11 protein-coding genes, 1 tRNA gene and 1 pseudogene are annotated in these 16588 nt (G+C 64.5%); 10 read left to right on the forward strand and 3 right to left on the reverse strand.

All coding sequences use genetic code 11. The features are described 5' to 3' along the window. Positions 1-71: 71 nt before the first annotated feature. Complete coding sequence (locus FAZ98_RS21150) at positions 72-1508, reverse strand: YihY/virulence factor BrkB family protein (protein ID WP_158953462.1); 1437 nt, start codon at positions 1506-1508, stop codon at positions 72-74. A 346-nt stretch (positions 1509-1854) separates the two neighbouring features. Between FAZ98_RS21150 and fdnG the strand changes: the two genes are divergently transcribed. The 8 genes from fdnG to FAZ98_RS21190 all read left to right on the forward strand — a co-directional run bounded on the left by fdnG (position 1855) and on the right by FAZ98_RS21190 (position 12743). Then, positions 1855-4926: a formate dehydrogenase-N subunit alpha gene (fdnG, locus tag FAZ98_RS21155; RefSeq protein ID WP_158953464.1), complete on the forward strand. Its 3072-nt coding sequence runs from the start codon at positions 1855-1857 to the stop codon at positions 4924-4926. Positions 4927-4935: 9 nt separating this feature from the next. Continuing rightward, positions 4936-5874 carry a formate dehydrogenase subunit beta gene (gene fdxH, locus FAZ98_RS21160; RefSeq protein ID WP_158953466.1) on the forward strand — a complete coding sequence of 313 codons (939 nt, stop codon included), beginning with the start codon at positions 4936-4938 and terminating at the stop codon, positions 5872-5874. After that, complete coding sequence (locus tag FAZ98_RS21165) at positions 5861-6490, forward strand: formate dehydrogenase subunit gamma (protein WP_158953468.1); 630 nt, start codon at positions 5861-5863, stop codon at positions 6488-6490. Before fdxH ends, FAZ98_RS21165 begins: the two co-directional genes overlap by 14 nt. Positions 6491-6628: 138 nt before the next feature. Beyond that, positions 6629-7561 (forward strand): formate dehydrogenase accessory protein FdhE, encoded by a 933-nt coding sequence (gene fdhE / locus FAZ98_RS21170; protein WP_158953470.1) that lies wholly within the window; start codon positions 6629-6631, stop codon positions 7559-7561. Positions 7562-7570: 9 nt separating this feature from the next. Next, positions 7571-9034: an L-seryl-tRNA(Sec) selenium transferase gene (gene selA / locus FAZ98_RS21175; protein WP_158953472.1), complete on the forward strand. Its 1464-nt coding sequence runs from the start codon at positions 7571-7573 to the stop codon at positions 9032-9034. After that, positions 9031-10950: a selenocysteine-specific translation elongation factor gene (gene selB, locus FAZ98_RS21180; RefSeq protein ID WP_158953474.1), complete on the forward strand. Its 1920-nt coding sequence runs from the start codon at positions 9031-9033 to the stop codon at positions 10948-10950. Before selA ends, selB begins: the two co-directional genes overlap by 4 nt. Positions 10951-10977: 27 nt before the next feature. After that, a tRNA-Sec gene (locus tag FAZ98_RS21185) sits at positions 10978-11073 on the forward strand. Between the two features lie 377 nt (positions 11074-11450). Next, the gene (locus tag FAZ98_RS21190; RefSeq protein WP_158953476.1) at positions 11451-12743 is read left to right on the forward strand and encodes an NAD(P)/FAD-dependent oxidoreductase; all 1293 of its coding nucleotides are present in this window, start codon (positions 11451-11453) and stop codon (positions 12741-12743) included. A gap of 166 nt (positions 12744-12909) precedes the next feature. Here the strand turns inward: FAZ98_RS21190 and FAZ98_RS21195 are convergent, their stop codons facing one another. After that, entirely contained in the window at positions 12910-13935 is a 1026-nt protein-coding gene (locus tag FAZ98_RS21195; protein ID WP_158953478.1) for an SDR family oxidoreductase, read from the reverse strand. A gap of 100 nt (positions 13936-14035) precedes the next feature. Here FAZ98_RS21195 and FAZ98_RS21200 point away from each other — a divergent pair, with 100 nt between their 5' ends. Together FAZ98_RS21200 and FAZ98_RS21205 are read left to right on the forward strand one after the other, a co-directional pair. After that, positions 14036-14998 carry an AraC family transcriptional regulator gene (locus FAZ98_RS21200; protein WP_158953480.1) on the forward strand — a complete coding sequence of 321 codons (963 nt, stop codon included), beginning with the start codon at positions 14036-14038 and terminating at the stop codon, positions 14996-14998. A gap of 78 nt (positions 14999-15076) precedes the next feature. Further along, on the forward strand, positions 15077-15781 hold the full coding sequence (locus FAZ98_RS21205) for a hypothetical protein (protein ID WP_158953482.1): 705 nt from the start codon (positions 15077-15079) through the stop codon (positions 15779-15781). A 189-nt stretch (positions 15782-15970) separates the two neighbouring features. On the opposite strand, the pseudogene FAZ98_RS21210 reads toward FAZ98_RS21205, so the two are convergent. Beyond that, positions 15971-16430, reverse strand: a pseudogene (locus tag FAZ98_RS21210) (TonB-dependent siderophore receptor); the annotation flags it as partial. Between the last annotated feature and the right edge of the window lie 158 nt (positions 16431-16588).

A 16588-nucleotide genomic window follows, 5' to 3' on the forward strand; every position in this document is an offset into this window, starting at 1 on the left:
CCGGTTTTGGAAATATTGCTTTGTTGACCTGGCATTATTGTTGTTTTTGATAAAAGTCTTGAAACAAGTGGCTAACGACTTGCTTTATCGCGGCCTTTGGCGGCATGCGCGAGCGGGTTGGATTCCTGTATTTGTCGACGTCCCGCGGCGGCCGTCATCGCGAGTGCCGCGCTCGCCACGACGAGCACCGAACCCCACGGATGTTGCTTCACGTAGCGGTCGGCGGCGGCCACGCCACGCCCCGCGCGCACGAGCGTGCGAGCGGCCGCATAAGTCGCGCTGTCTTCCATGCGCACCACCGAACGGCGGATCTGGAGGCCGGTTTTGCGTCGTCCGAATGCGCCTTCATGGGCGCTGGCCAGCCCGATCGCGCCGACTGGAGTTTCCGATAGTGCCGAATTTCCCTCGGCAAGCTCCGCGGTATAGGCCGGAGGCACGGCAGCTATGGGTTTGGCGGAGTTTCCGATCGGCGCGGCGGCGGGCGCCGGTGCAGCCGGGTCAATGGCGTTCGCGCCATTGCCGGACACGCCGGGCGAGCGGCGCGCTTCATGCAGCGGCGCGATGGTCGAGGCCGCGAGAACCGAGGCGAGCTTGGCGCGGCTGCCGGGCGGAGTTTCCTCGAGGAAACCCCATGCGCCGCGCGGATCCTGCTGACGCCCGCGCGCCGCGGCGAATTCCGCGCCGAGCAGCAACACCGCTGCCGAAAAATAGAGCCACATCAGCAGCACGGCCAGCGAGCCCGCGGCGCCGAACGCCGTTGCCATGCCCGCGTGCGCGAGATAGAGCGCGAACAGCTTCTTGCCCGCCGAAAACAGCACCGCCGCGACGATGCCGCCCACGAGCGCGTCGCGCCAGTGCACGGGCGCGTCGGGCAGGAACTTGAGCAGCGCGCCGAACGCGACGGCCAGCACCAGCAACCCGACGCCCAGTTGCAGCAGATTGCCGATGATCACGTAGGGCGAATTGCCCCAGATCCAGTTGCCGACGAACGTGATCGCCGTATCGAGCACGAGCGACACGATCAGCAGGAAGGCCACGCCGAGCACGAGGCCGAACGAAATCAGCCGCACCCGCACGAGCGCCATCACGCTGGAGGCGCGCGGACCCTCGAGCGGCCACACCAGATTGAGCGCCGAGTTCAGCGAGGAGAACGTGGCGGACGCGCCCACGGCCAGCATCACGAGCGAGATGATCGCGGCGATGCCGCCTGCATCGCCGGAGCGGTGCGCGTTCTGCACGATCGTGGTGATGCCGGCGGCGGCGTCGTCGCCGAGCACGTTGTGCACCTGGCGGAACAGCTCGCCGCGCGCGGCTTCGGCGCCGAAGAACCAGCCGGCCACCGCGATCACCATCACGAGCGTGGGCGCGAGCGAAAACGCGGAATAGAAGGCGATGCTGGCCGCGAGCGACGGGCAGCGGTCGGCGATGAACTGGCGCAACGCGCCGACCACCCACGACGCTTCCTTGCGTGCGGCCGATTGCAGGCGTTCCGATGACAGTGTCGACATGATGAGCGCCCCCGTGGTTAGCGCGATGGTTGGCTCGACGAGTTAGCCAACGAGTTAGCCGGTGCGTGAGCCGATGAAGTTGCCGATGAAGTTGCCGATTACCTGGCCCGATGACCGGTCCCGATCACCTGCCCGATGAACCCGCAAACGAAGGCCGCTAACAGCGCCGCGGACATTCGTCATAAAGATGGCCCATTTGCCGGTTCACTATAGCAAGCCCGATTCCCGGCCCGCGCCGGAACGCGCACGAGCGCGCGAGCGTTTCGATCGCGAACATCATGAGGATCCGTCGCCGAAAAACCTCATATACTCAACTGACCCACAACCACAAAGCCGAGGACGCATCATGCTGCAGATGTCCCGGCGTCAGTTCCTCAAGGTCACGGCTACCTCGCTGGCTGGTTCCAGCCTCGCGTTGATGGGCTTCGCGCCCGACAACGCACTGGCCGAAGTCCGACAATACAAACTGGCGCGCACCACGGAAACCCGCAACACCTGCCCGTACTGCTCGGTAGGTTGCGGCATTCTCATGTACGGTCTCGGCGACGGCGCGAAAAACGCCACGGCGAGCATCATCCATATCGAAGGCGATCCCGACCACCCCGTCAATCGCGGCACGCTGTGCCCGAAGGGCGCGAGTCTCATCGACTTCATCCACAGCCCGAACCGGCTCAAATACCCGGAGTATCGAGCGGCGGGATCGAACGAGTGGAAACGCATCTCGTGGGAGGACGCGCTCGACCGAATAGCGAAGTTGCTCAAAGCGGATCGAGACGCGAATTTCGTCGAGCAAACGGCGGACGGCAAAACCGTCAACCGCTGGCTGACCACCGGCATGCTGGCCGCCTCGGCGGGCAGCAACGAAGTCGGTTATCTCACGCATAAAGTGGCCCGCAGCATGGGCCTGCTCGCGTTCGACAACCAGGCGCGTGTCTGACACGGCCCGACGGTGGCAGGTCTTGCCCCGACGTTTGGCCGTGGTGCGATGACGAACCATTGGGTCGACATTCGCAATGCGGACGTGATTCTGGTGATGGGCGGCAATGCGGCCGAGGCGCACCCGTGCGGCTTCAAGTGGGTCACGGAGGCGAAGGCGCACCGCAAGGCCCGGCTCATGGTCGTCGATCCGCGCTTCACGCGCACGGCATCGGTCGCGGACTTTTACGCGCCGATCCGCTCCGGCACGGACATCGCGTTCCTTGGCGGCGTGATCAACTGGCTGATCACGAACGACAAGATCCAGCACGAGTACGTGAAGAATTACACCGACTTCACGTTCCTCGTGCGCGAGGACTTCGCGTTCAACGACGGCATCTATTCGGGCTACGATCCGCAGAAACACGCGTATCCCGACAAGACCTCGTGGAACTACGAACTGGGCGACGACGGTTTCGTGAAAACCGACGAAACCTTGCAGAATCCGCGCTGCGTGTATCAGCTGCTCAAGCAGCATTACTCGCGCTATACGCCCGAAATGGTCGAGAAGGTGTGCGGCACGCCCAAGGATAAATTCCTCAAGGTGTGCGAAATGCTGGCGACCACGGCCGTACCGGGCCGCGCGGGCACGATTCTGTACGCGCTCGGCTGGACGCATCATTCGGTGGGCGCGCAAATGATCCGCACGGGCGCGATGGTGCAATTGCTGCTGGGCAACATCGGCATTGCGGGCGGCGGCATGAACGCGCTGCGCGGCCACTCGAACATTCAGGGCCTCACCGACCTCGGGCTGATGTCGAATCTGCTCACGGGCTACATGACGCTGCCGTTCGAGGCCGAGCAGAACTACGACGACTACATCAAGAAGCGCGCGACGCAGCCGCTGCGGCCCAACCAGCTGAGCTACTGGAAGAACTACGGCGCGTTCTTCGTGAGCTTCATGAAAGCATGGTGGGGCGACGCGGCCACGAAGGACAACAACTGGGGCTACGACTGGCTGCCCAAGCTCGACAAACCGTACGACCTGCTGCAAACCATCGAGCTGATGAACCAGGGCAAGGTCAACGGCTATATCTGCCAGGGCTTCAACGTGATCGCTTCGGCGCCGGACAAGGCCAAGACGCTCTCCGCGCTCGGCAAGCTCAAGTGGCTCGTCATCATGGACCCGCTCGCCACGGAAACCTCCGAGTTCTGGAAGAAGTACGGGGACTATAACGATGTCGATACCGCTTCGATCCAGACCGAGGTGTTCCGGCTGCCCACCACGTGTTTTGCCGAGGAAAACGGTTCGCTCGTGAGTTCGAGCCGCGTGCTGCAATGGCACTGGAAGGGCGCGGAACCGCCGTTCGAAGCGCGCAGCGATCTGGAGATCATGTCGGGGCTGTTCCTGCGCATTCGCGCGGCGTACAAGAAGGACGGCGGCAAGCTGCCCGATCCCATCGTCAATCTCGACTGGAAGTATTCGGACCCGGAAAGCCCCACGCCCGAGGAACTCGCGAAGGAATACAACGGGCGGGCGCTCGCCGATCAAACCGACCCGAAGGACGCGACCAAGGTGCTCGTGAAGAAGGGCGAGCAGCTCGCCGGTTTCGCGCAGTTGAAGGACGATGGCACGACCGCGAGCGGCTGCTGGATCTTCTGCGGCGCGTGGACCCAGGCGGGCAACCAGATGGGCCGGCGCGACAATTCGGACCCCACGGGCATTGGCCAGACGCTCAACTGGGCGTGGGCGTGGCCCGCGAACCGGCGCATCCTGTACAACCGCGCTTCGTGCGATACGGCGGGCAAGCCGTTCGATCCCACGCGCAAGCTGATCGCATGGAACGGCGCGGCGTGGACTGGCGCGGACATTCCCGACTACAAGGTGGACGAGGCGCCGGATCTGGGCATGGGGCCGTTCATCATGAACCCCGAGGGCGTGGCGCGTTTCTTCGCGCGCGACGGCATGAACGAAGGACCGTTCCCCGAGCACTACGAGCCGTTCGAAACCCCGCTCGGCTACAACCCGTTCCATCCGAACAACCCGCAGGCCACCAGCAATCCGGCGGCACGCGTGTTCCCCGACGACCGCAAGACCTTCGGCACGGCGCAGGCGTTTCCGCACGTGGGCACGTCGTACCGGCTCACCGAGCATTTCCACTTCTGGACCAAGCATGCGCGCCTGAACGCCATCATCCAGCCGCAGCAATTCGTCGAGATTGGCGAGGCGCTGGCGAAGGATATCGGCGTGGTCGACGGCGGCCGCGTGAAGGTGTCGAGCAATCGCGGCTACCTCTATGCGGTGGCCGTGGTGACCAAGCGCATCCGGCCGCTCACGATCGACGGCAAGACCGTGCATCACGTGGGCGTACCGCTGCATTGGGGCTTCACGGGACTGACGAAGCCGGGCTATCTGACGAATACGCTCACGCCCCCCGTGGGCGACGGCAATTCGCAGACGCCCGAGTTCAAGTCGTTCCTCGTGAAAGTGGAAAAGGCCTAGGGGGACGACATGGCATTTCAATCACTCGACATCAAACGCCTGTCGGCCACCACCACGCCGCCGCCCGGCGTGCGCGAACCGGTCACGGGCACCGTTGCCAAACTGATCGACGTCACCAAGTGCATCGGCTGCAAGGCGTGTCAGACGGCGTGCATGGAGTGGAACGACCTGCGCGACGAAGTGGGCATCAACACCGGCGTGTACGACAATCCGCGCGATCTTACCGAGCACTCGTGGACCGTGATGCGTTACACGGAATACGAGAATCCGGCGGGCGATCTCGAATGGCTGATCCGCAAGGACGGCTGCATGCACTGCGAGGATCCCGGCTGTCTGAAAGCGTGTCCGTCGCCGGGCGCGATCGTGCAGTACACCAACGGTATCGTCGACTTTCACGAGGAAAACTGCATCGGTTGCGGCTACTGCATCACCGGCTGCCCGTTCAACATTCCGCGTCTGTCGAAGACCGAGCATCGCGTGTACAAGTGCACGCTTTGTTCGGATCGCGTGGCGGTGGGACAGGAGCCCGCGTGCGTGAAGACGTGCCCGACCGGCGCGATCGTGTTCGGCACCAAGGAAGACATGAAGGTGCATGCGGAAGAGCGCATCGTCGACCTGAAGGAGCGCGGCTTCGAGAACGCCGGGCTGTACGATCCGGCCGGCGTGGGTGGCACGCACGTGATGTACGTGCTGCATCACGCGGACAAACCGTCGCTGTATCACGGGCTGGCGGACAACCCGCGCATCAGCCCGCTCGTGCGCGTGTGGAAGGGCATTGCGAAGCCGCTCGCGCTCGCGGGTATGGCGCTCGCGGCCGTGGCCGGTTTCTTCCACTACACGCGCATTGGCCCGAACGAAGTGCATCCGGCAGACGAGGAAGCCGCCGTGGAAGAAGCACGGCGTATCCGTGGCGAACCACCCGAGGAGCGCAGCGATGAAACACGTTGACGAACCGCATCTGATCCAGCGTTATACGGCCAACGAGCGCAGCAATCACTGGATCACGGCAATCAGTTTCATCCTGCTCGCGCTCTCCGGCCTCGCGATGTTTCATCCGGCCATGTTCTGGCTTTCCGCGCTGTTCGGCGGCGGCCAGTGGACGCGCATTCTGCATCCGTTCATCGGCCTCGTGATGTTCGTGTCGTTCATGATTCTCGCGCTGCGTTTCTGGCATCACAACTATCTGGACAAAAGCGACATCCAGTGGATGAAACAGATGGACGACGTGCTTCACAATCGCGAGGACAAACTGCCCGAGATCGGCAAATACAATGCGGGACAGAAGCTGCTATTCTTCACGATGGTGGTTTGCCTCGTGCTGTTGCTCGCGAGCGGCATCGTGATCTGGCGGCGCTATTTCTCGTTCTATTTCCCGATCGGGATCATTCGCCTGTCCGCCGTCGTGCATGCCGCTGCCGCGTTCGTGCTGATCGTCGGCATCATCGTCCATATTTATGCGGCGTTGTGGGTGAAGGGTTCGATCGGCGCGATGACGCGCGGTTACGTCACTTGGGGCTGGGCGAGAAAGCATCATCCGCGCTGGTTCCGCGAGAGCGTCAAGTAACAGCGGGCCGCGCGTTTGCCGGAATGCACGGCGGCGCGCGAACGGTAGACCGCCGGCCTTATTTTCATGGGGCGCGGCGGTTTTTCTTTGGTGGCGATTCATGTGGCGCGCTTTTGGCGCATCCGGAGCCAACCTGTCGTGACACAACGCATTCTCGATCCCGAGCAGATTCAAACGCTCGATCCCTCGGCAATTCCCCGCATTCGCCTGCCCGAGCGGCTCGCGTTCTTCAGTACGCGCGCAGCACGATTGCGCCGTCTTGCCGAGCAGAACCCCATCGCCGGTTATGTGCGGCTGATGGCGGCGCTCGCCGAGTCGCAGCAGCAGGCGCTCGACGCCTTGAACGTGCCGCTGCCGTCGCGCGAGTCCATCGCCAGCGCGCAGCAGCATTCCATGCCGATCCTGCCCGCGCTCTCGGGCGAACGCGATCCGCAATGGCGCGACGTGTTGCGCGATCTCGCGAACCGCGTGCAGGCGGCGGGTGCCGTCGCGCCCGCGCTCGCGAACGTGCTCGACGCGTTGCGCGCGATGAGCGACGCGCAACTCGAGTCGCAAGCCGACGCAATTCTCGCGCAGCGTTACGCCGAAGTCGCGCCCGCGACCGCGCCGTTCATCATGGCCGCGCTGCAGGTGGTCTGGACGAGTTTCGCGAGCCGCCTCGACCTGCGCGAGATTCCCTATGTGGATGCGCCGGGCGTGTGCCCCGTGTGCGGTTCGCCGCCCGTGGCGAGCGTGGTGCGCGTGGGCGGCGCGTATCAGGGCTATCGCTATGCGCAATGCGGCGTGTGCGGCACCGAAAACCACGTGGTGCGCGTGAAGTGCACGAACTGCGATTCGACCAAGGGCATTGCCTATCACGGCATCGAAGGCGGTAACGGCGCGCTCAAGGCCGAGTCGTGCGACGAATGCCACACGTACCGCAAGATCGGCTATCAGGACAAGGACCTCGAGATCGAACCGCTCGCCGACGACCTCGCGAGTCTCACGCTCGACTTGCTGATGGGCGATGCGGGATATCGGCGCGCGAGTCCGAATCCGCTGCTGTGGCCCGAAGTGCCCGAAGACCGCTGAGGGCGCGCGATGAGTGACACCGTGACTCAACCGCCGCCGCTCAATGCGCTGCTCGCGCAAATGCCCGCCGTGGAGCGCGTGATCGCCTCGCCGCTCGCGCAAGCGCTCGTCGACCAATATGGGCGCGCGCAGGTGCTCGCGGCCGTGCGCGCCACGCAAGACGGCTGGCGGCGCGAGGCACAGGACGGCACGCTGGCGTTGCCCGCGAATGACACCGAGCCGTTTTCGCTCGAACGCGTGATCGCGGCCAGCACGCAGCGTCTCGAAGCGCGCGCGCAAAGCAGGCTGCGCAGCGTGTTCAATCTCACGGGCACGGTGCTGCACACCAATCTCGGCCGCGCGCTGCTGCCCGAGGAAGCCGTGCAGGCCGTCATGCGTTCGCTCGCGCAGCCCGCGAATCTCGAGTTCGATCTCGCGAGCGGCAAGCGCGGCGACCGCGACGATCTCATCGACGAACTGATCTGCGAACTCACGGGCGCGGAAGCGGCCACGGTCGTCAATAACAATGCGGCGGCCGTGCTGTTGCTGCTGAGCGCGCTCGCCAACCGCAAGGAAGTGGTGGTGTCGCGCGGCGAACTCGTGGAGATCGGCGGCGCGTTCCGCATTCCCGACATCATGAGCCGCGCGGGCGCGCGTTTGCGCGAGATCGGCACGACGAACCGCACGCATCTCAAGGACTACGAGGCGGCCATCAACGCGCGCACGGGCTTGCTGATGAAAGTGCATTGCAGCAACTACGCGATCAGCGGCTTTACGAAAAGCGTCGAACTCGACGAACTCGCGCCGCTCGCGCATCAGCATGGTTTGCCGGTGGCGGTCGATCTCGGCAGCGGCACGCTCGTCGATCTCGCGCAATGGGGCTTGCCCGCGGAGCCTACCGTGCGCGCGACGGTCGAGGCGGGCGCCGATGTCGTCACGTTCAGCGGCGACAAACTGCTGGGCGGCCCGCAGGCGGGTCTCATCGTCGGTCGAAAGGAACTGATCGCGAAGATCAAGAAGCATCCGCTCAAGCGCGCGCTGCGCGTGGGCAAGCTCACGCTCGCGGCGCTCGAACCCGTGCTGCGCCTGTATCGGGCGCCCGAATTTTTGCGCGAGCGTTTGACGACCCTGCGCTTGCTCACGCGTCCCGCCACGGAAATGCACGAGGCCGCGCAGCGCGCGCTCGCGCCGCTGCAACGTGCGCTGGGCGACACGTACACCGCGAGCGTGGAGCCGATGTTCAGCCAGATCGGCAGCGGCGCGTTGCCGGTCGACGTCTTGCCGAGCAGCGGACTGGTCGTGCGCTATGCAGGCAAAGGCGCGGGCAAAGGCGGCAGCGGCCGCGCCCTGCTCGCGCTCGAACGCGCGTTGCGGCGCTTGCCGCGCCCGGTGATCGGCCGTATCGCCGACGACGCCTTGCGGCTCGATCTGCGCTGCCTCGAGGCCGCGGACGAAGCCGTGTTCCTCGCGCAACTCGTGGAGCTGCGTCTGTGATCGTCGGCACGGCGGGTCACATCGATCATGGCAAGACGACGCTCGTGCGCGCGCTCACGGGCGTGGACACCGATCGCCTGAAAGAAGAGAAGGCGCGCGGCATTTCCATCGAACTCGGCTACGCCTACACGCCGCTCGCAAACGGCGACGTGCTCGGTTTCATCGACGTGCCGGGCCACGAAAAGCTCGTGCATACGATGGCGGCGGGCGCGTGCGGCATCGACTTCGCACTGCTCGTGATCGCCGCCGACGACGGCGTGATGCCGCAAACGCGCGAGCATCTCGCCATTCTGCAATTGCTCGGCGTGCGCGAGGGCGCGATCGCGCTGACCAAGACCGATCGTGTCGATGCCGCGCGGCTCGAGGCGGTGCGTGCGGAAATCGCGCTGGCGCTCGCAGGCACGACGCTCGCCGAGGCGCCGGTCTTCGCGACGAATGCCACCGTCGACCAGGACGACGGCGTGGCGCAACTCGACGCGTTGCTGCGTGAGCGCGCCATGGCCTGGCACGCGCGGCGCGACGATGGCCTCTTTCGCCTCGCGGTGGACCGCGTCTTCACGCTCGCGGGCCAGGGCACCGTGGTCACGGGCACGGTATTCGCCGGGCGCGTACGAGCCGGCGATTCGCTCGTGCTGGCGCCCGCCGGCTTGCCGCTGCGCGTACGCGGCCTGCATGCGCAGAATCGGGCGGCGGAAACCGGTCACGCTGGACAACGTTGCGCGCTGAACCTGACCGGCGTCGACAAGGAGCTGATCGCGCGCGGCGACTGGATCGTCGATGCGAAGCTCGCGGCGCCCGCCACGCGGCTCGACGTCGAACTCGAGCTACTCGCCGATGCCGACGTCACGTTGCAGCACTGGTCGCCATTGCACGTGCATCTGGGCACGACGCATCGCGTGGCGAACGTCGCGCTGCTCGACGCCGAGACCCTCGCGCCGGGCGCGCATGCGCGCGTGCAACTCGTGTTCGAGGCGCCCGTGCACGCGTTGTCCGGCGACCGCTTTATCGTGCGCAATGCACAAGCGAGTCGCACCGTGGGAGGCGGGCGCGTGCTCGATCCGTTCGGGCCGCCACGGCGTCGTCGCACGCCCGAGCGGCGCGCGTGGCTCGACGCCTCGCGCACGTGGCTCGACGAAGCGCGTCTGGCGCCGCTGATCGACCAGGCGCCGCGCGGCATCGCGCGCGCAACGCTGATGCAGTTCACCGGCTACGACGAAGCCGCGCTCGCGTTGCCCGCCGACGCGATCGTCGTGGCGCCGCAAGGCCGCGACGAAGCGGGCGCGGTGATTGCACGCGCGCACTGGACGCGCCTCGCCGGCACCATCGTCGAGGCACTCGCGGCGTATCACACGCGTTCGCCCGACGAGCAGGGCCCGGACGCGTCGCGCTTGCGTCGCATTGCGGCGCCGCTGGTCAGCGAGGCGACGTGGCGTGCCGCCGTGGAGGCGCTCGTGAGCGAGAGCCGCGTGGCCCGCAGCGGGCCGTGGCTGCATCTGCCTTCGCACGCGGTGACACTCGACGCCGCCGAGGAGGCGCTCGCGGCGCGGGTGTTGCCGCTCGTCGCGCGAGGCGGGTTCGATCCGCCATGGGTGCGCGATCTCGCGCGCGAACTGCAGGAGCCGGAGGAAAAGATGCGCGCGCTGCTGCGCAAGCTTGCGCGGCTCGGCAAGACGTATCAGGTGGTGCGCGATCTGTTCTACGATCGCGAGGTAATGCAGACGCTCGCGCGCACGGTCGCGCGTATTGCAAGCGAGCAGGGCGGCACGGTGAGCGCCGCCGTGTTTCGCGACGCCACGGCCTTGGGGCGTAAGCGCGCGATCCAGATTCTGGAGTTCTTCGATCGCGTTGGATATACTCGGTTTCATCGCGAAATGCATCTATTGCGGCCGGATAGCCGCATGCACGAGTGGTTGTGAGTGCAACGAGTTTGTTAGCAGTAAAACGGAGGGCATTCGTATCCGGTGGTACGGCTGGACTTCAAATCCAGTTGGGGACGTTAGCCGTTCCCGGGTCAGTTCGACTCTGGCTGCCCTCCGCCAGCATTGCGTCTATCGGCGGCGCGGAATCATATAGTTAGGATTCCCACACTTAATCGTTTCCGTTCCGCGAGGTAAATCGCCGCGTTCGCATACAGGGCGCTCGCGCAGCTTCGCGACGTTGGCCTCACGCCCGGCGGCTTTTCTCTTTCGCGTATTAACAATCAGCCTGCCGTTTGTGATCGACGCGGCGCGCTCTCGCATAACGCCCTCGTGGTGCGCTTCGTTCAACTATTTAGAATGTTTTCGCGAAAGCAAATGGATAAAAGCGGTATTGCGCGGTGGATTCTGGCGGCGATGTGCGGGCCCTTGCCGCGCTGGCTGCCGCAAATCGAAGCCAGTGTTAGCATCGCTTTAATTCATCGCATGTTGAAATATTCATGGCAAAGAAAACACGTATCGTCGTGGTCGGGGGCGGCATCGCTGGCTTGCTGCTCGTGACTAAACTGGGCCGAAAGTTTCGCGCTTCGGGCAACACCGAGGTGACGTTGGTCGACAGCAGCCCAACGCATATCTGGAAGCCGATGTTGCATACCATCGCGGCGGGAACGCGCGATGTTCATCAGCAGCAGGTGATCTACCTCGCTCACGCGCAGGATCACGGATACAGCTACCAGCCGGGCGAAATGTGCGGTCTCGACCGGCAAAACCAGCGCATTGAAATCGCGGCGCTGCGCACACGCGATGGCGAGACCGTGCTGGAGTCGCGCACGCTCGGCTACGACGTGCTCGTGCTGTGCCTCGGCAGTCACGCCAACGATTTCAGCACGCCAGGCGTGCGGCAGTTCTGCCATTTCATCGACAGCCAGCGGCAGGCTGAGGCGTTCAATGAGACGCTGCGTACGCACATTTTCCGCAGCGTGGCGCGCAACGAGTCGCTGCGCGTGGCAATCGTCGGTGGTGGCGCGACCGGCGTGGAATTGTCCGCGGAACTCAGCCGGCTACTCGATATCGCCGCTTCTTACGGCGACGCGAGCGTGCGCGATCGCCTCAACCTGACCTTGCTGGAAAGCGGACCGCGCTTGCTGGCAGCATTTCCGCCCCGCATATCCGGCTCGAGTCAGGACCGCCTCGAACGCATGGGATTCAAGGTGCTCACGTCGACGCGCGTGACCGGCGCGCAGCAGGACGGCTTCCGTTATGGCGATGACCAGCACGTGCAGGCCGATCTGATGGTGTGGGCGGCGGGGGTGAAGGCGCCCGACTTCATGCAAGGTCTGGGCGGACTGGAAACCACGAAATCCAATCAGATCGTCATACGCCCGACTTTGCAGTCAACGCGTGACGAGAAAATCTTCGCGCTGGGCGATTGTTCGAGCCTGCATCTCGACGATGCCGAGCGTCCGCTGGCGCCCACGGCGCAGGTTGCCACGCAACAGGCCGAACATCTTGCCCGGTCGTTGCCCGGCTGGTTGGCCGGTGGCGCATTGCCGGGCTTTCACTTCCACGATTTCGGTTCGCTCGTGTCGCTGGCCGACTACGATGCGTTCGGCACGCTAGGCCAGTTCGGGTTTTTCAAAGGCGGCTTCATCAAAGGGCGGCTCGCGCAACTGAGCCATGCGATGCTTTATCGGCGTCATCAGCAGGAATTGCATGGATTCGGCAAGGCGGCGCTGTTGTGGACCGCCGAGCGCATCAACGGCCTCGCCCAACCGAAGATCCGCCTCGCTTGAAATGGGTTGCGCGCGCCGTGCATTGTCAGGAGGCGTGCGGGAGTGGACGCACGTTGCGGCCATCGCGCAGCGAGAGCGCTGCCTTGACGCGCGAGTCCGGGCAATCGAGTTTCGTTCGTACGACGCATCTGCGTGACCGCGAGCGGCATGCCGCTCGCTTCGCGTTTCACGCTTGTCCGTCGATCAAGCCGAGCCGCAGGAAACTCTCCGCACTCGCGATGATGGCTTCCTCGCTCGACCGCGGGTGCCAGCCGAGCAGGCGGATGGCCTTGGCGCTCGTCGCGTTCATGTCGATGCCGAGCAAGGGCGCAACCGACTTCATGGCGGGATGCTTGCGGACTTCCTCGTCTGGCCAGACGGTGGTCGGCACTCTGGCCGCCGCCGCGCCGAGCCTGTCGCGCAGCACCTTTGCGACTTCGATCATCAGCAGGCTCGCGCCCGCCGTCGCGAGAAAGCGCTCGCCATGCGCGGCGGGGTGGGTCATCGCCAGCACATGCAGATCGGCGACGTCGCGGACATCGACGAAACACGAGTTGATGTTCACGCAGCCGGGTTGCCCGTCCAGCAGGCTCTTGATGATCCGTGTGGAATGCGAAAAATCCGCGCCCAGCACGGGGCCGAGCACCGCCACGGGATTTACCGCCGACAGTTCCAGTTCGCCGCCCTCGCGCGCGATGAAGTCCCACGCGGCACGCTCCGCGAGCGTCTTCGACTTCTGATACGGCGCGACGTCGCCAGTCAGATCGCTCCAGTCCGTTTCATCGAAGGGACGCCGATAGTCGGGCGCATGCCCCACGCCGATCGCGCCGAACGCCGAAGTCAGCACGACGCGTTTGACCCCCGCGTCGCGCGCGGCGCGCAGCACGCGCAGATTGCCTTCGACGGCGGGCCGGACCCAGTCGTCTTCAGTGACCTGATCGCCCGACGGCGTGGGCGAGGCGCCATGCATGACGTAAGCGCAGCCCGACATCGCTTCATGCCAGCCGGCGTCGTTCGAAAGATCGGCCTCGACGAATGACAGACGTTCGTCCGCCACGTTGCCGCCGACGCGCAACTGGGCGCGCACGTCCTTTTCCCGCGCAAGCGAGCGCACCGTCGTCCGCACGCGATAGCCGCGTTCGAGCAGCGCGAGAATGCAATGCTGTGCAATGAAACCGGTGCCGCCCGTAACCAAAACCCATTCGCCGCTCATGAACTCGATCCTTCCGTGTGTTGGAGTGCGTTCAGATTAACGATGCTCGGTCGTACGCAGAATGCTTGAAAGTACGGCTTAGTTGCGCAATAGTACGAAAATGAACGCCGATCCGCTTTCCGACATCCTCAGACTGACCTGCGCCCAGTCGCTCGTAACAGGCGGCTTTTGCGCGGGCGGCTCGTGGGCGATCCGTTTTCCGGCGCCCACGAAGATCAAGTTTTTTGCCATCGCGCGCGGGCATTGCTGGGTGACGATCGACGGCGAAGCCGAATCCATTCGCTTCAATGAGGGCGATGTCGGGCTGATGACCATGCCGCGCGCGTTCGTCGTGTCGAGCGAGCCGGGACTCGTTCCGGTCGACGCCATGCGCCTCTTTTCGGGCGCCGGAAAGTCGCCCGTGTGCATGGGCGATGGACAGGATTTCGCTTATATCGGCGGACATGTGCTGCTGGATGCCGCAAGCGGACAACTGCTCGCGAATGTGCTGCCGCCGTGGATCAGAATTGATGCGTCGCGTACGCAAGCCAGCGCGTTTCGATGGCTGCTCGCCGAACTCGTTGCCGAGCGCGCCGATACCCGGGCCGGCGCGCAACTGGCTACCGCCCATCTGGCGCAGCTATTGTTCATCCAGATCCTGCGCGCGCATATGGAGACCGACGCGGTGCTGTCCGCCGGCTGGTTTCGCGCGATGAGCGACCGGCGTCTCGCGCCCGCGCTGGCGTTGATGCACGGTGAACCCGCGCGTAGCTGGCGTCTCGAAGAATTGGCCGACGCCTGCGCGATGTCGCGTACGACGTTCGCGCTGCGTTTCAAGACTACGGCGGGCGTGCCCGCTCTGACCTATCTCGCCGAGTGGCGCATGCGTCTCGCGGAGCGCGCGTTGCGGGCGGGCGCGACGCCAGTGGCGGTCATCGCGGAATCGATCGGCTATGCGTCGGAAAGCGCATTCAGCAACGCGTTCAAGCGATCGACCGGACACTCGCCGAGGGAGTATCGCAACGCGGCGCGCCTGGCGGGTATGAGCGACGACGTGTTGGCGGCCGGGCAGACGTCGGTGTGAGTGGGTTTCGACAATGTGATCCAGCATGAATCGTTACAATGACTCAGATGCCCCTTTTGACAGCATCGAATTCGAGACATGCTGACTTCCTATTTCTGGAGCGGCGACGCCATCCGCAGTCGACGCGTAAGTGACATCGTTCTATCAGGCACGGTCGACGTACCTGTTCCCTCCGCGCGCCTGCTAGCAGATTGGGAACGGGAGACATCGTCGCGGCTCGTCCTGGAGCCTGGGGACGTTGAGGCAATGTCTCTGCCGCGAGCGCAAGCGCGCTGGCCGGACTACAAGCGCTGCGTGCAGGCAATGTCCGACTGGATGTGCTCACTAGGGCTGCCCACTGTGCTTGCTGCCAGTGACGTCGCCCTTATGGCCTGTCGTGGCGCGAGGTACCACCATGACGGTGCGCAATATGGCGGTGCGGCCTTCTGCAATCTCTTCTTGAGCGAGGACCGGGGGCTGGACTTGCATTTTCCCTCTACGGGCCATCGCATTCCCCTGACTCGGGGGACCGCTGTGATATTCGATACTGGCCAGCCTCACGGCGTCATTCCGCGCCGTAGTCACTGCTTTAATGTGGCTGACTTCGCGCCGGACCGGGATGACATCCAGATATTCCTGACGTGGGAGCTTCCCATCGAAGATGCCGAAGTCAAGCAGGCACTCAAGGTAGTTTTCGACAATGCCCCTTTGGCCTCGCTGCAACTGGAGGAGGAGCAAGTCTGGTCGAACGGTGCACCCGCCGCGGTGTGCCCGGAATCGGGTCGTTGGTACCGGGTTGACTAATGGTTCGGGTCACACCTTGGCGTTGCCGTGGCACGCTGGGCAGACCGCCGTTCAGTGGGTTAGCTGAATGCCGGGCGCGCCGTTGGGCGATCACGCATCGTGAAGGACCCTATACGGTTCGATGCACGATCTAACGAATCCGAAAACGGCGAGTGATCCGGCCACACGCCGCCGGATCACAAAGCCTTCTTACCAGTTGTATCGGGCCGAAGCGATCACCGTGCGTGGATTGCCGTAGATGCACACCGCCGACGACTGGCAACCGCCCACGTAGCGGCTCGAACAGATTCGTCGCGTTGACGGCGAGGCGCCAGTCGCGCGTCTCGTAGTGCACGGCCGCGTCGTAGAGCGTGTAGCTGGGCACGGTGATCGAATTGTCCGCGGCGCCCGCTACCGCGCTTTGATAACGCACGCCCACGCCAAAGCCCAATCCCGCGATCGCGCCCGTATGCCACGTCCAGTCGGCCCGCAGCGACGCCATCTGTCGTGGCCGCGGAATATCCACCGGCCATTGGTTCAGCGTTTCGTCGTTGGCCTCGACGTTCTTCACGTCCTGATAAACGTAAGCCACGATGATCGACAGATTGCTCGTCAGCTTGCCCACGGCGCTGAACTCGAAGCCCCGGGAGCGTACCTCGCCCGTCTGCACTCAAAAAGGCGCTCAGAACGAGCCCGCAGCGGTATCTCAGGGCAGGAGATAACGGTTACGGACGAGAAGCGCGGTGAGATATTCATCCGGTCCCGCGACGGTTCATCTTCTCTTCAGCGACGAACCTGCCATGGTGAGCGTGCTTATCCTCAAGCTTT

It is taken from the genome of Paraburkholderia acidisoli (assembly GCF_009789675.1).
GTDB classification, from domain to species: Bacteria; Pseudomonadota; Gammaproteobacteria; order Burkholderiales; family Burkholderiaceae; genus Paraburkholderia; species Paraburkholderia acidisoli.

Coding starts and splice junctions, on each gene's coding strand:
- selA (WP_158953472.1), top strand. CDS start 7,571: ATGAGTGACACCGTGACTCAACCGCCGCCGCTCAATGCGCTGCTCGCG.
- FAZ98_RS21200 (WP_158953480.1), top strand. CDS start 14,036: ATGAACGCCGATCCGCTTTCCGACATCCTCAGACTGACCTGCGCCCAG.
- FAZ98_RS21165 (WP_158953468.1), top strand. CDS start 5,861: ATGAAACACGTTGACGAACCGCATCTGATCCAGCGTTATACGGCCAAC.
- FAZ98_RS21150 (WP_158953462.1), bottom strand. CDS start 1,508: ATGTCGACACTGTCATCGGAACGCCTGCAATCGGCCGCACGCAAGGAA.
- FAZ98_RS21190 (WP_158953476.1), top strand. CDS start 11,451: ATGGCAAAGAAAACACGTATCGTCGTGGTCGGGGGCGGCATCGCTGGC.
- FAZ98_RS21195 (WP_158953478.1), bottom strand. CDS start 13,935: ATGAGCGGCGAATGGGTTTTGGTTACGGGCGGCACCGGTTTCATTGCA.
- FAZ98_RS21205 (WP_158953482.1), top strand. CDS start 15,077: ATGCTGACTTCCTATTTCTGGAGCGGCGACGCCATCCGCAGTCGACGC.
- fdxH (WP_158953466.1), top strand. CDS start 4,936: ATGGCATTTCAATCACTCGACATCAAACGCCTGTCGGCCACCACCACG.